We start from the raw sequence: 14,488 nt of genomic DNA on the forward strand, positions 1-14,488 counted from the left end.
TATGACACGTCCCCTGACGATTGGCCTGGTCGCCGGAGAAACCTCCGGCGACATTTTGGGCGCGGGCCTGATTCGAGCCCTGAAAACCCGTTATCCTGACGCTCGTTTTGTCGGTGTCGCTGGCCCCCGTATGCAAGCCGAGGGATGCGAAGCCTGGTATGAGATGGAGGAGTTGGCGGTGATGGGCATCGTCGAGGTGCTGGGGCGCTTGCCGCGCCTGCTGAAGATTCGCCGCGACCTGACTCAGCGCTTTCGCGCGCTCAAGCCCGATGTGTTTGTCGGCATTGATGCCCCTGATTTCAACCTCACCCTGGAAGGTCGCCTTAAGCAAAACGGCATTAAAACCATTCATTACGTCAGCCCGTCGGTATGGGCCTGGCGACAGAAGCGGGTGTTTAAAATTGCCAAAGCGACCGATTTGGTGCTGGCGTTTCTGCCGTTCGAAAAAGCCTTTTATGACCGCTTTAATGTGCCATGCCGTTTTATCGGCCATACCATGGCGGATGCCATGCCGCTGCACCCGGACAAGCAGGCCGCGCGCCAGACGCTAGGCATTTCGCCAGATGCGCGGTGTCTGGCGCTATTGCCGGGCAGTCGCAGTGCCGAAGTGGAGATGCTCAGTGCCGATTTTCTGGCGACAGCGCGACAATTACGCCAGCGTTATCCTGAGCTTGAGGTGCTGGTGCCGCTGGTCAATGCGCGTCGTCGGGAGCAATTTGAACGCATTAAAGCCGAGGTGGCACCCGATATGGCGGTGCATTTACTGGATGGGCAGGCGCGTGAGGCGATGATTGCCAGTGACGCGACATTACTGGCCTCCGGCACGGCGGCACTGGAGTGTATGCTGGCGAAAAGCCCAATGGTGGTCGGCTATCGCATGAAGCCTTTCACGTACTGGCTGGCGAAGCGACTGGTAAAAACACCGTGGGTGTCGCTGCCTAATCTGCTGGCCGGGCGTGAGCTGGTACGCGAGTTATTGCAAGAAGCGTGTACGCCGGACAATCTTTCGGCGGCGCTGCTGCCCTGGCTTGACGGCTCATCGGCGGCGCAAGCGTTACAGCAGGATTTCTTGCATCTGCATGAGCAAATTCGCTGTCATGCCGACGAGCAGGCGGCTCGGGCGGTGTTGGAGTTATGTGGTCATGAGTGATGTATTTGTTTATCCGCAGGCGCGCTACATTGCCGGTGTTGACGAAGTCGGGCGTGGCCCGCTGGTTGGCGCAGTGGTGACGGCTGCGGTGATTCTGGACCCGTCGCGGCCGATTGTGGGTTTGGCGGACTCCAAGAAACTCAGTGAAAAGCGCCGCTCGGCGCTGTATGACGAAATTCGTGAAAAAGCGCTGGCGTGGAGCCTTGGGCGCGCAGAGCCGCATGAAATTGATGCGCTGAATATCCTTCATGCCACTATGCTGGCGATGCAACGTGCGGTGGCGGGATTGCCGGTGGTGCCCGATTGGGTGCTGATTGATGGTAATCGTTGCCCGGCGCTGCCAATGCCTGCACAGGCAGTGGTCAAAGGCGACAGCCGCGTTGCTGAGATTAGCGCGGCCTCTATCCTGGCGAAAGTGACCCGCGATCGTGAAATGTATGAGCTGGATAAGCAGTTTCCCGACTATGGTTTTGCACAGCATAAAGGCTACCCGACCGCCTATCATCTTGAGAAATTGGCGACACTGGGAGCCACCCTCCACCACAGACGCAGCTTCGCCCCGGTAAAACGGGCGCTGGGTTTGTCATAACGCAATGCATGGCCCGCTGGCCGTAGTGGTCTGGCGGGTGACTAACGAGATTATGGGATCTGAAAATGGCCGAACCACGTTTTGTTCACCTGCGTGTTCACAGTGACTATTCCATGATCGATGGGCTGGCGAAAATCGGCCCGTTGGTAAAAAAAGCGGCCTCGCTGGGTATGCCGGCGCTGGCGATTACGGACTTTACCAACCTGTGCGGATTGGTGAAGTTCTACGGCGGAGCGCACGGCGCGGGCATCAAGCCGATTATTGGTGCGGATTTCTTTCTTCAGAGTGACGAGCTGGGCGATGAACTGGCGCATCTGACCGTACTGGCGATGAATAACGAAGGCTACCAAAACCTGACGCTACTCATTTCCAGAGCCTATCAGCGCGGTTATGGCGCGGCCGGCCCGACGATTGAACGCTCATGGCTGGTTGAGCATCAGGCGGGGTTGTTGCTGCTTTCCGGTGGCCGGCACGGTGATATCGGTAAATTTCTGTTACGCGGCAATCAGGCGCAGGTCGAGCAGAGCGTCGCGTTTTATCAACAGCATTTTCCCCAGCGCTTTTATCTGGAGCTGATTCGCACGGGGCGGCCGGATGAAGAGAGTTACCTTCATGCTGCGATTGAGCTTGCCACCGCGCATGGCTTGCCGGTTGTGGCCACCAATGATGTGCGTTTTATTAGCGCTGAAGATTTTGATGCCCATGAAATTCGCGTCGCCATTCATGATGGCTTCACGCTTGATGACCCGAAACGGCCACGCCATTACAGCACTCAGCAATACATGCGCAGCGAAGCGGAAATGTGCGAGCTGTTTGCCGATATTCCTGAAGCGCTCGTCAACTCAGTTGAAATCGCCAAGCGTTGCAACGTGACTATCCGCCTCGGTGAGTATTTCCTGCCTCAGTTTCCAACCGGCGATATGTCAACGGAAGACTATCTGGTGATGTGCTCGCGAAAAGGGCTGGAAGAGCGTCTGACGTTTCTGTTTCCTGATGAGAGTGAGCGTGCCAAGCGTCGGCTGGAATATGACGAGCGTCTGGAAATCGAACTGAATGTTATCAACCAGATGGGGTTCCCCGGTTACTTCCTGATAGTGATGGAGTTCATCCAGTGGTCGAAAGATAACAACGTGCCGGTTGGCCCTGGGCGAGGCTCTGGCGCGGGCTCGTTGGTGGCGTATGCGCTGAAAATTACCGATCTCGACCCACTGGAGTTTGACCTGCTGTTCGAGCGCTTCCTCAACCCGGAACGCGTGTCGATGCCGGACTTCGACGTCGATTTTTGCATGGAAAAGCGCGATCTGGTGATAGACCATGTTGCGGATATGTATGGCCGTGATGCGGTATCGCAAATCATCACCTTCGGTACGATGGCAGCGAAAGCGGTTATCCGTGACGTGGGGCGCGTGCTGGGGCATCCCTATGGCTTTGTGGATCGTATTTCCAAACTGGTGCCGCCCGATCCTGGCATGACGCTGGAAAAAGCCTTTGCCGCCGAGCCGCAGCTGGGTGAAATTTACGAAGCGGATGAAGAGGTTAAAGCGCTGATCGATATGGCGCGCAAGCTGGAAGGTGTGACCCGCAATGCCGGTAAACACGCCGGTGGTGTGGTTATCTCGCCGACCAAAATTACCGATTTCGCCCCGCTGTATTGCGATCAGGAAGGCAATCATCCGGTTACGCAGTTTGATAAAAACGATGTGGAATATGCAGGGCTGGTGAAGTTTGACTTCCTCGGGCTGCGTACGTTAACCATCATCAACTGGGCGCTTGAGATGATCAACGCCCGGCGCGCGAAACAGGGGCAGGAGCCGGTGGATATCGCCGCCATCCCGCTGGATGACAAGCGAAGTTTCGACATGCTGCAACGCTCGGAAACCACGGCGGTATTCCAGCTTGAATCGCGCGGCATGAAAGACCTGATAAAGCGCCTGAAACCTGACTGCTTCGAAGACATGATAGCGCTGGTGGCATTGTTCCGCCCCGGCCCCTTGCAGTCTGGCATGGTGGATAACTTTATCGACCGTAAGCACGGGCGAGAGGCGATTTCCTACCCGGATATCCAGTGGCAGCATGAGACGCTGAAACCGGTGCTGGAACCGACCTATGGTATCATCCTGTATCAGGAACAGGTGATGCAGATAGCCCAGGTGCTGGCGGGTTATACCCTTGGCGGCGCTGACATGCTACGCCGGGCGATGGGGAAGAAAAAACCCGAGGAGATGGCCAAGCAGCGCTCAGTGTTTAAAGAGGGCGCAGAGAGGATGGGCGTTGACGGCGAGCTGTCGATGAAAATCTTCGATTTGGTGGAGAAATTTGCCGGTTATGGCTTTAACAAGTCGCATTCGGCAGCGTATGCGCTGGTCTCCTATCAAACCCTGTGGCTCAAGGCGCATTATCCGGCGGAGTTTATGGCAGCGGTGATGACCGCCGATATGGACAACACCGATAAGATTGTTGGCCTGGTTGATGAGTGCTGGCGTATGGGGCTGAAGATTCTGCCGCCGGACATCAACAGCGGTTTGTACCATTTCCACGTCAATCATGATGGTGAAATCGTCTATGGCATCGGGGCGATTAAAGGGGTTGGCGAAGGGCCGATAGAGGCGATTATTGAGGCGCGCAATAACGGCGGTTATTTCCGCGACCTGTTTGATTTGTGCGCGCGTACCGACATTAAAAAGCTCAACAAGCGGGTGCTTGAAAAGCTGATTATGTCCGGTGCGTTCGACAGGTTGGGCCCTCACCGCGCAGCGCTGATGAATTCACTGGCCGATGCGATGAAATCAGCCGAGCAACATGCCAAAGCGGAAGCCATTGGTCAGGCGGATATGTTTGGCGTGCTGGCCGATACGCCTGAACAGGTGGAACAATCTTACAGTACCGTTCCTCCGTGGCCGGAGCAGGTGGTGCTTGATGGTGAACGCGAGACGCTGGGGCTTTATCTGACCGGCCACCCGATAAATCAGTACCTCAAAGAGATCGAACGCTACGCGGGAGGCGTGCGTTTGAAAGATATGCACCCTACGGAACGGGGAAAAATGACCACAGCCGTTGGGTTGGTGTTGGCCGCACGGGTGATGGTCACGAAGCGCGGTAATCGCATCGGCGTGTGTACCCTTGACGATCGTTCTGGTCGTCTGGAGGTGATGTTGTTTACCGATGCGTTGGACAGATACCAGCATTTGCTGGAGCAGGATCGCATTTTGATAGCCACGGGACAGGTCAGCTTTGATGACTTTAGTGGCGGGCTTAAAATGACTGTCAGAGAGCTTATGGATATCAGCGAAGCGCGTGAAAAATATGCGCGCGGGCTTGCTATCTCGCTGACTGACAGGCAAATTGATGACCAGTTGTTAAACCGTCTTCGTCAGTCGTTGGAACCCCATCGATCGGGGACGATTCCGGTACACCTTTACTACCAGCGTCAGGATGCGCGAGCCCGGTTACGTTTCGGTGCCGCATGGCGTGTTACACCGACCGATGCGTTACTGAACGCTCTGCGCACCCTGGTGGGTAATGAGCAGGTAGAGCTGGAATTTGACTAAAATAGGAATACTATGAGTCTGAATTTTCTTGATTTTGAGCAGCCGATTGCTGAGTTGGAAGCAAAAATTGATTCCCTGACCGCAGTCAGTCGCCAAGATGAAAAATTGGATATTAACCTTGATGAAGAAGTGAAGCGTCTGCGCGAAAAAAGCGTAGAGCTGACGCGTAAAATCTTCTCTGATTTGGGTGCCTGGCAGATTGCCCAGTTGGCGCGCCATCCCCAGCGCCCCTACACCCTGGACTATGTTCAGCATATTTTTACCGATTTTGATGAACTGGCTGGCGACCGCGCATTTGCTGACGATAAAGCGATCGTTGGCGGTATTGCTCGTCTGGATGGTCGTCCGGTGATGATTATCGGCCACCAGAAAGGCCGCGAAACCAAAGAAAAAATTCGCCGTAACTTCGGCATGCCTGCGCCGGAAGGCTACCGTAAGGCGTTACGCCTGATGGAGATGGCCGAGCGCTTCAAATTGCCAATCATCACCTTTATCGATACGCCAGGGGCCTATCCAGGGGTTGGGGCAGAAGAGCGCGGCCAGTCTGAAGCGATAGCCCGTAACCTGCGTGAGATGTCGAGTTTGCGTGTGCCTATCATCTGTACGGTGATAGGTGAAGGCGGCTCTGGCGGCGCGCTGGCGATAGGCGTTGGCGATAAAGTGAATATGTTGCAATACAGCACCTATTCGGTGATTTCACCCGAAGGCTGCGCCTCTATTTTGTGGAAGAGCGCGGATAAAGCGCCGCTGGCCGCTGAAGCGATGGGCATTATCGCCCCACGCCTGAAAGAGCTGAAGCTGATTGACTCGGTTATCCCTGAACCGCTTGGTTCAGCCCACCGCGATGTGCCTGCTATGGCCGCATCGCTGAAAGCGCAGCTACTGGCTGACTTGAGCGATCTGGATGTATTGAATGAGCAGGAACTGTTGAACCGCCGCTACCAGCGTTTGATGAATTACGGTTATTGCTAAGGTGCGCCATCGCCGGTCGTTGTGGCTGGTATCGATGATAGGTTCGCCGTGAAAAAGTCCGTGATGGTTAACATCACGGGCTTTTTGCTATTCTGGCAACGCATATTTCCCTGCCGCGTTATGCCTGCGGTGCTACTTTTTTAGCGAAAGTCAGCTTCGCTGACCGTAACGTTAAAGACAGTAACGTCACAGCAAACACTTTCACAGAAAAATCAGAGAAAACAATATCATGCTGACTCTGCTGGATGTTCACCATATCGCTATCATTGCATCCGATTATCAACGCAGTAAGCGCTTTTATTGCGAGGTGCTCGGTTTTACGCTGCAACAAGAGGTCTACCGGGCGGCCCGCGACTCCTGGAAAGGTGATTTGGCACTGAACGGGCGCTATCTTATCGAGCTGTTTTCATTTCCATCGGCTCCCGCGCGCGTCAGCCAGCCGGAGGCCTGTGGCCTGCGTCATCTTGCCTTTGCCGTTGCTGATGTCGCCGTGGCGGTAACGGCGCTTGAGCGGGCTGGCGTGGTGTGTGAGCCGGTGCGTATTGATGAACTTACGGGCCGCCGTTTTACTTTCTTTACCGATCCAGATGGATTACCTCTTGAATTGTATGAACATTCACCTTCAATGAATGCAGAAAGGGTATGAATACGCAGATAACACCGCCGGACGCGTTATGCCGAGATGTCGAGCGCAGTATTGAGGCGTCTGTTGGTTGTCATAAACATTTTTTGGTCGCTTACAGTGGCGGTGTGGATTCCACCGTATTACTCCATGCCATGATGCGCTTGCGCTCACGTCTGGCGCTGTCTTTACGGGCGGTATACGTACATCACGGGTTGAGCCAATACGCTGATCAGTGGGCCGAGCATTGCCAGCAACAGTGCCAGCGCTGGCAGGTGCCGTTTAGCGTGGCGTATGTTGACGTCAACCCGCAAGAGGGCGGCATTGAGGCGGCGGCGCGCACGGCGCGCTATCACGCCTTGGCACAGCATCTGCTTGCGGGAGAGCGGCTGTTGACCGCCCAGCATCAGGATGATCAGTGCGAAACGTTGTTGCTGGCGCTCAAACGAGGCAGCGGCCCCGCTGGGCTGGCATCCATGGCGGCGGAGTCGCTGTTTGGCGAGGCTCGCCTGTTACGCCCGCTGCTGGAGGTGCCGCGAGCCGCGCTGGAAACCTATGCCAACGCACATCATTTGTGCTGGATAGAAGATGACAGCAATACTGATGAGCGCTATGACCGTAATTTTCTGCGACGACAAGTGTTACCTCAACTCAAAGCGCGTTGGCCCCATTTCCCGGCAGCGGTTGCACGTAGCGCATCGCTCTGTGCCGAACAGGAACAGCTACTGGATGAACTGCTGGCGGAATCGCTGGCGGCACTGAGCAATGCCGAAGGGGGCATTGCTATCCCCGCGCTCGCCGAGATGAGTGCGCCGCGCCGTTTTGCCTTGCTACGCCGCTGGCTGGCCGGGCGGGGCGGGCGAATGCCGTCGCGTGGGCAGTTAAGCCGTTTGTGGCAGGACGTGGCCTTAAGCCGTGAAGACGCGAACCCTTGCCTGCAACTGGGCGACTATCAGGTGCGCCGCTTTCGTGATTATCTTTATTGGTTGCCGCGTTTTACCTCACTGACGACACTGTGTCTGCCATGGCCTGCCGAGACGGTAGAACGGCCATTGCCGGACGGATTGGGAAGCTTGTCTGTTGCACCGTTGCCTGTTGCACAGTTGTCTGTTGCAGCACAAGGCTTGTGCGTCAGGCAACCCCGCGCTGATGAAGTCGTCAGTATTCGCTTTGGTTTGCAGGGATATGTGCAAATAGTCGGGCGGGCGCATGGCCGTCCGGCGAAAAAACTGTGGCAGGAGTTAGCTGTCCCGCCCTGGGAGCGTGAGCGTATCCCGCTGATTTTTTACAATCAGCAACTGATTGCCGCCGCCGGGGTGTTTGTTACCCGCGAAGGGGCCGTTGCCGAGGGTGAGAAGGGATGGTGTATTGCATGGCACAAGCCATCACTATGATAAGACGAAAAAATAACGGGCAACTTTCGTTGCCCGCTGCGTGTCGCGTAAGCGCAAGGTGACGTAATAGCGTGGGGTCTGTCAGGGTTCGCTGACAACGACTTTGCCAATTTCCGGGTGACTGAAGCTCAGGATGTGGTCGAGCCGCAGTTCACGTTGCTGGCCTGATGAGTCCAGTACCAGATATTCAACGTTTTTTCGAGATAAAATATCACTGGCCTTACCCACTACGACCTCACCGTCACGTAGCTCTACCGTCAACGTCAGTTGCTGTTGACAGGTGGCTTCCAGATTATCGTAGTCATCACAATTGATGGGTTGATATTCATGACTCATTGACATAATCGCTCACCAATAAGTTAGCGGCGGCATAAGCCGCCTGTTCCCTGACAGAGGACGGTAAATCGCTGTTTGCCGCAATACCGTCCAGGGTTTTTAATACACAACCCAGCGCGTCGGGGATAAACCCCAGATCGCCACTGGCGATCTCTGCATAAAGACGGCGTACCAATTCACTGTATTGTTGCACTATATCCTCCCATAGAGCTTAACCCGGTAGAGATTCATGCACGCTTGATTGTGTTGTGAACGTGACGTAAGTCTACGAAGATAAACTCTAATCTCTCCTCCGACTATAGCATAGGCACGCTTATGTTATCAGTATAATGCGGCGGCAATTGCGAACCTTGACCTGTAGTGGTCAACAAAAACTGGCCACAGCGTTAGAGTTTTTCCAGAACAATCGTTCTGATTCATTCGGCGTCAAACCACCATTATATTGATGGGGTCTGAGCTGGCTGTAATATTCCGTGATGTAGTTCGTTATCGCTGCGCTGGCTTCACTAAAGTTGGCGTATCCATTATTCGGCACCCACTCTGTTTTCAGGCTTCTAAAAAAACGTTCCATCGGGCTGTTATCCCAGCAATTCCCCCGGCGACTCAGGCTTTGCTTTATCTGATATCTCCACAGTAATTGTCTGAAATTTCTGCTGGTATAGTGGCTACCTTGATCCGAGTGATACAGCAAATTAGAGGGTTTTCCTCGCGCTTCCCAGGCCATGGACAGCGCTTTCGTTGTCAATGCAGAGTCCGGGAAAAATGACATCGCCCAGCCAACTGGTTTACGAGAAAACAGATCAAGCACAACGGCTAAATAAGCCCAACGTTTACCTGTCCAGATATACGTCACATCACCACACCAGACCTGATTAGGTTCTGTTACTGCAAACTGGCGCTCAAGATAATTGGGGATCTCTACGTGCTCCTTAGACGCCTTCTTATATCGATGGCCGGGCTGCTGACAGCTGATGAGATTAAGTGCTTTCATCAGCTTTGTTGCCCGCCAGCGACTCAGTTTTACGCCTTTGGTTGTGACCATCGCGGCAATATTACGTGCACCTGCAGAACCATGACTTTCGCGATAGCTTTCACGAACAAGACTGAGTAATACCACGTGTGTGGCATCAGGCTTCTTTGGTTGCCGCCAGTATTTATAGCTGCTGCGATGAACCCCAAACACATTGCACATAACGGCAACGGGAAACCGCGCCCTGAGTTTCTCAACTAATGAGAATTGTTCAGGGAGTCTGACATCAAGAGCGCGGTAGCCTTTTTTAATATATCCCTTTCCATTTCAACACGTTGAAGTCTTTTCTTCAGCTCGCGTATTTCAATCTGCTCAGGTGTCATGGGTGAAGCTATGGGTGATTTTCCCGCTCGTTCTTCTTTCAACTGGCGGACCCACTTATCCATCGTGGATTTGCCGACATTCATTGCCGTGGCAGCGGCGGCAACAGTGTAATGCTGATCGAGTACAAGCTGGGCAGCTTCAAGGCGAAACTCAGGGCTAAAATTGCGTCTGTTACGTCCGGTCATAATGTCACCTGTTTTTGACTATGAGGCGATGATATCACCTCTATTCAGGTGGCCAAATTTAGTGTGCCACTACAACCCGAGCCGTAAAGAGAGCGCTGTGATGGCGTGCGTTGCTGGGGTAGACTACCGCTCTTGTCTCAAGGGGTAAAAGATGGCCTTAAAAGCAACGGTTTACAAAGCCAATGTCAATATTGCTGATATGGATCGCGCATTTTTTCAGGATGTCAGCCTGACGCTGGCGCAACATCCGTCAGAAACCGATCAGCGCATGATGTTGCGACTGTTGGCGTGGATTTGTCATGCAGATGAACGCTTACACTTTACCAAAGGGTTGAGTGCCGATGATGAACCCGAAATCTGGTTGCACAGTGATGATGGCCAGCGTCTGGTGTGGATTGAACTGGGCCTGCCGGATGAGAAACGGTTGAAAAAAGCCTGTAGCTTGTCATCGCAGGTGGTGCTGTATGCCTATGGTGAGAGGGCTGCCAACGTCTGGTGGCAAAATATGGCAGAGAAAGCCGCACAGCTTGATAATCTCGCCGTTCGCTTTCTCGCTGATAATCAACTGGCGCAGTTAGCCGCGCTGGCAAAGCGCTCGATGTCATTACAGGCTACGCTTCAGGAAGGGACTATCTGGTTGTCTGATAGTGAGAATAATCTGGAACTGTCATTTTGTGACTGGCAGTGCGCTCAGAGTAAGGATTAACTGAGCCTATGTCAGCATCATGCAGCAGGAGAATAGGGATGAAAAAACGGGCGACAGGGGTGTTACTTGTTTTATTGGTGTCTGGCCTTATTGGGTGTCATTCACATACGGCTTTTCAGGAAGAACCGCTAAAACCGATGGCACAGTATTATCGTGGCACGCTGCCTTGCATGGGGTGTGGCGATGTTGAGGCATCCTTGTTTTTGGATAAGGATGGCAGTTTTATTATGCAAGAGCGTTACTCGTCAGGGCGTGACAGCCATACCACGATATCGGAATCTGGCCGCTGGAGCCGTACCGCCGAGCGGCTGGTGTTGACGGACAGCTATGGTGAAAAACGCTATTTTCGGCCACGGGATAATGGCCTTGAAGCACTGGGCGATGATGCGCAACCGCTGAATACTCAACCGGGCTACCGGCTGCTAACCGTTGACGCAAATCCTATCGTGCGCAACGTTCCCCTGCGAATTGGCAAGGTATTGTCATCAAAGGCATTATCATTGCAAACATTAGCTTCGCAAACATTAGCCTCGCAAACACGGTCATCGCAAATATCGCCAGCGGGCCGCTCCTGGTTGACGCAGGTTGCCTGTTTGCAACAACGCGTAGAGATCAACAACAGTACCTACTTCATCACAGCAGAGCAGGTTGTGATACAGCGCCAGGCAGACGAGGGCCGGAATGCTTACCCTCGCGTGCTACTGTCATCGTATGTACATCATGCCGGGCTGCCATCTGGCCGTGCCGCGTTATGACCTGCCGCGAAGAGCGGCACGATCTCCACTCGTTTCATTCAGGGTGCGTGTTTAGCGCGACACTCACCCTAATCCGCTTGCATGGTGCATCGTTAGTCGATGTATACACCGGTTTCAGCGCAGATTTTTGAGTTTATACAGCCATTCCAGCGCCTGACGCGGCGTTAATGCATCGGGGTCAATGGCGTCCAACGCCTCCAGTGCCGGTGAGGGCTCGGGCTCTGTCGCTGCCAGCAGCGGCAATTGTGAGCCGTCAACATGACTGGCGCTGGCATGACCGGCCAGGGACTCCAGCTCTTTGAGCTTCTGCCGGGCCCGCCGGATAACCTCTTTCGGTACGCCCGCCAGCGCAGCAACCGCCAGCCCATAGCTTTTGCTGGCCGCCCCTTCTTGCACGCTGTGCATGAAGGCGATGGTGTCACCGTGTTCCAGCGCATCCAGATGAATATTCATCACACCGGCCATTTTTTCCGGCAGCGTGGTCAGCTCAAAATAGTGCGTGGCGAAAAGCGTCATCGCTTTGATTTTGTTGGCCAGCGTTTCCGCGCACGCCCATGCCAGAGAGAGCCCATCATAGGTGGAGGTGCCCCGGCCAATCTCATCCATCAACACCAGGCTGTGTTCGGTGGCATTGTGCAGGATGTTGGCGGTTTCTGTCATTTCGACCATAAAGGTCGAACGCCCTGAAGCGAGGTCGTCAGCGGCACCCACACGAGTGAAAATGCGGTCTACCGGGCCAATGACCGCTTGATCTGCCGGAACATAGCTGCCGATATGCGCCATTAATACGATTAACGCCGCCTGCCGCATATAGGTACTTTTCCCGCCCATGTTCGGGCCGGTGATGATAAGTAGCCGACGCTGGGGAGACAGGGACAGCGGGTTGGCGATGAACGGTTCTTTTAACACGTTCTCTACCACCGGGTGGCGTCCCGCCGTGATGCGAATGCCGGGCTTGTCACTGAGCGTCGGGCAGACGTAGTTCAGCGTATCGGCACGCTCGGCAAGGTTCGCCAGCACATCCAGTTCGGCCAGGGCGCTGGCGCTTTGTTGCAGCGCCTCAAGGTGCGGCAGCAACAAATCGAACAGTTCATCGTACAGCGCTTTTTCCAGAGCCAGTGCTTTCCCTTTTGATGTCAGCACTTTGTCTTCGTATTCTTTTAGCTCGGGAATGATGTAGCGCTCGGCGTTTTTCAGCGTCTGGCGGCGCACGTAATGAATGGGCACCAAATGGCTTTGCCCGCGACTAACCTGAATGTAATAACCGTGTACGCCATTAAAACCGACTTTCAGGGTATCTATCCCCAGTCGCTCGCGCTCGCGTACCTCCAGCCTGTCCAGATAATCACTGGCGCCATCGGCCAGCGCACGCCATTCATCCAGTTCGGCGTGATAGCCGCTGGCTATCACGCCACCGTCTCTCACCAGCACTGGCGGTGACTCGATAATCGCTCGCTCCAGCAGCTCGCGTAGTGCCTCGAACTCGCCGGTTTGCTGGCGCAAGCGCTGAACGGATTCGCCGTCAATCGGGGTCAGCACGGCATGGATAAGCGGCAATTGCTGGAAGGCATGACGCATTCTGGCCAGATCGCGCGGGCGTGCCGTGCGCAGCGCGAGCCGGGCAAGAATACGCTCCAAATCGCCGACCTGACGTAACAACGGTTGCAGCTCGTCGGCCACTTCCTGTAAGGCACCAATCGCCTGCTGGCGCAGTGAGAGTAATGCCGTGTCGCGGATCGGCGCATGCAACCAGCGCTTGAGCATGCGGCTGCCCATTGCCGTTACCGTATGATCCAGCACCGACGCTAAGGTATTGTCACTGCCGCCGGATAAATTTTGCGTGAGCTCCAGATTACGCCGGGTGGCGGCATCCATGATGATGCCATCTTGCTGACGCTCCATCGTGATACCACGGATATGCGGCAGCGAGGTGCGCTGTGTGTCTTTGGCGTATTGCAGCAAACAGCCTGCCGCGCGCAGGCCAAGATGCGCCTGCTCCACGCCAAAACCGGTGAGGTCGCGCGTACCAAATTGCAGGTTGAGTTGCTGGCGTGCCGTATCCGGCTCGAACTCCCACAGCGGGCGACGCCGCAGCCCATGACGATGTTCGATAAGGCGCATCGCCGCGAAGTTTTCCGGGTACAACAGCTCGGCGGGGTTAGTACGCTGTAATTCGGCGGCCATGGTTTCATCATCGGCGGGTTCCGAAAGTTGAAAACGCCCGGAACTGATATCCAGCGTGGCGTAACCAAACCCTCTGCTTTCCTGCCAGATAGCGGCGAGCAAATTATCCTGTTTTTCCTGCAACAGCGCTTCGTCGCTGATCGTTCCTGGTGTGACAATGCGCACCACTTTGCGCTCGACAGGCCCTTTACTGGTGGCCGGGTCGCCAATTTGCTCGCAAATAGCCGCAGATTCACCCAGTTGCACCAGCTTCGCTAAATAGTTTTCCACCGCATGATGTGGCACACCGGCCATGGGAATCGGCTCGCCAGCCGATGCGCCGCGCTTGGTCAGCGAGATATCGAGTAACTGCGACGCGCGCCGGGCATCGTCATAAAACAGCTCGTAAAAATCGCCCATGCGATAAAACAACAGAATATCGGGGTGTTGGGATTTGAGCTTGAGGTACTGCTGCATCATCGGGGTATGCGCGTCGAAATTCTCTTGTTTACTCATCAGGTTGTGATGTCCATTCTCTTGAGTTTGGATGAGAGGGTGAGTTTATTCTTCTTAAGTGAGTGTCACGGCATCTCATGGGAAATGTCAGGCTGCATGATAACGGAGTCCGTCAGTGAGGGAAACTGCGGGGAAACATCCCTCATCTTCAAGGGGGGCTGGAGCGCTCTGTCGAAGAGCGGTACTGAGACAGAGCGT

At 54.7% G+C, this 14,488-nt stretch carries 12 protein-coding genes; 8 read left to right on the forward strand and 4 right to left on the reverse strand.

Features of this window, described 5'->3' with window-relative positions; all coding sequences use genetic code 11:
- Window position 1 precedes the first annotated feature (1 nt).
- The 6 genes from lpxB (at window position 2) to tilS (ending at window position 8,275) form a co-directional block, all read left to right on the forward strand.
- Window positions 2-1,150, forward strand: a complete 1,149-nt coding sequence (lpxB, locus tag O1Q98_RS16815) for a lipid-A-disaccharide synthase (protein WP_125258623.1) — start codon at window positions 2-4, stop codon at window positions 1,148-1,150.
- The gene (gene rnhB, locus O1Q98_RS16820) at window positions 1,143-1,739 is read left to right on the forward strand and encodes a ribonuclease HII (protein WP_125258624.1); all 597 of its coding nucleotides are present in this window, start codon (window positions 1,143-1,145) and stop codon (window positions 1,737-1,739) included. The genes lpxB and rnhB overlap by 8 nt, the downstream gene beginning before the upstream one ends.
- Before the next feature lie 65 nt (window positions 1,740-1,804).
- Window positions 1,805-5,287, forward strand: coding sequence for a DNA polymerase III subunit alpha (gene dnaE, locus O1Q98_RS16825; protein ID WP_125258625.1), 3,483 nt, complete (start codon window positions 1,805-1,807; stop codon window positions 5,285-5,287).
- 12 nt (window positions 5,288-5,299) lie between these two features.
- On the forward strand, window positions 5,300-6,259 hold the full coding sequence (gene accA, locus O1Q98_RS16830; RefSeq protein ID WP_125258626.1) for an acetyl-CoA carboxylase carboxyl transferase subunit alpha: 960 nt from the start codon (window positions 5,300-5,302) through the stop codon (window positions 6,257-6,259).
- 229 nt (window positions 6,260-6,488) lie between these two features.
- Entirely contained in the window at window positions 6,489-6,905 is a 417-nt protein-coding gene (locus O1Q98_RS16835; RefSeq protein WP_125258627.1) for a VOC family protein, read from the forward strand.
- Window positions 6,902-8,275 carry a tRNA lysidine(34) synthetase TilS gene (tilS, locus tag O1Q98_RS16840; RefSeq protein WP_125258628.1) on the forward strand — a complete coding sequence of 458 codons (1,374 nt, stop codon included), beginning with the start codon at window positions 6,902-6,904 and terminating at the stop codon, window positions 8,273-8,275. The genes O1Q98_RS16835 and tilS overlap by 4 nt, the downstream gene beginning before the upstream one ends.
- A gap of 81 nt (window positions 8,276-8,356) precedes the next feature.
- Here tilS and rof read toward each other — a convergent pair whose 3' ends face one another.
- The 3 genes from rof to O1Q98_RS16855 all read right to left on the reverse strand — a co-directional run bounded on the left by rof (window position 8,357) and on the right by O1Q98_RS16855 (window position 10,150).
- A complete protein-coding gene (rof, locus tag O1Q98_RS16845) occupies window positions 8,357-8,617 on the reverse strand; it encodes a Rho-binding antiterminator (RefSeq protein WP_125258629.1) in 261 nt (86 codons plus the stop codon).
- Window positions 8,601-8,804, reverse strand: coding sequence for a YaeP family protein (locus O1Q98_RS16850; RefSeq protein ID WP_125258630.1), 204 nt, complete (start codon window positions 8,802-8,804; stop codon window positions 8,601-8,603). Before O1Q98_RS16850 ends, rof begins: the two co-directional genes overlap by 17 nt.
- A gap of 171 nt (window positions 8,805-8,975) precedes the next feature.
- Window positions 8,976-10,150 (reverse strand): IS3 family transposase gene (locus O1Q98_RS16855; RefSeq protein WP_423201722.1). Its coding sequence is split into 2 segments (ribosomal slippage): window positions 8,976-9,892 and window positions 9,892-10,150, totalling 1,176 coding nucleotides; the frame shifts between segments, so codons are not numbered across the junction.
- A gap of 151 nt (window positions 10,151-10,301) precedes the next feature.
- Here O1Q98_RS16855 and O1Q98_RS16860 point away from each other — a divergent pair.
- Both O1Q98_RS16860 and O1Q98_RS16865 read left to right on the forward strand, forming a co-directional pair.
- Entirely contained in the window at window positions 10,302-10,856 is a 555-nt protein-coding gene (locus tag O1Q98_RS16860; protein WP_125258638.1) for a YaeQ family protein, read from the forward strand.
- A gap of 38 nt (window positions 10,857-10,894) precedes the next feature.
- Window positions 10,895-11,611 (forward strand): copper resistance protein NlpE N-terminal domain-containing protein, encoded by a 717-nt coding sequence (locus O1Q98_RS16865; protein WP_125258639.1) that lies wholly within the window; start codon window positions 10,895-10,897, stop codon window positions 11,609-11,611.
- Window positions 11,612-11,725: 114 nt separating this feature from the next.
- Here O1Q98_RS16865 and mutS read toward each other — a convergent pair whose 3' ends face one another.
- Window positions 11,726-14,290, reverse strand: coding sequence for a DNA mismatch repair protein MutS (gene mutS, locus O1Q98_RS16870; protein WP_125258640.1), 2,565 nt, complete (start codon window positions 14,288-14,290; stop codon window positions 11,726-11,728).
- Window positions 14,291-14,488: the final 198 nt, after the last annotated feature.

It is taken from the genome of Dickeya lacustris, assembly GCF_029635795.1.
In the GTDB taxonomy this organism is placed as follows: Bacteria; Pseudomonadota; Gammaproteobacteria; order Enterobacterales; family Enterobacteriaceae; genus Dickeya; species Dickeya lacustris.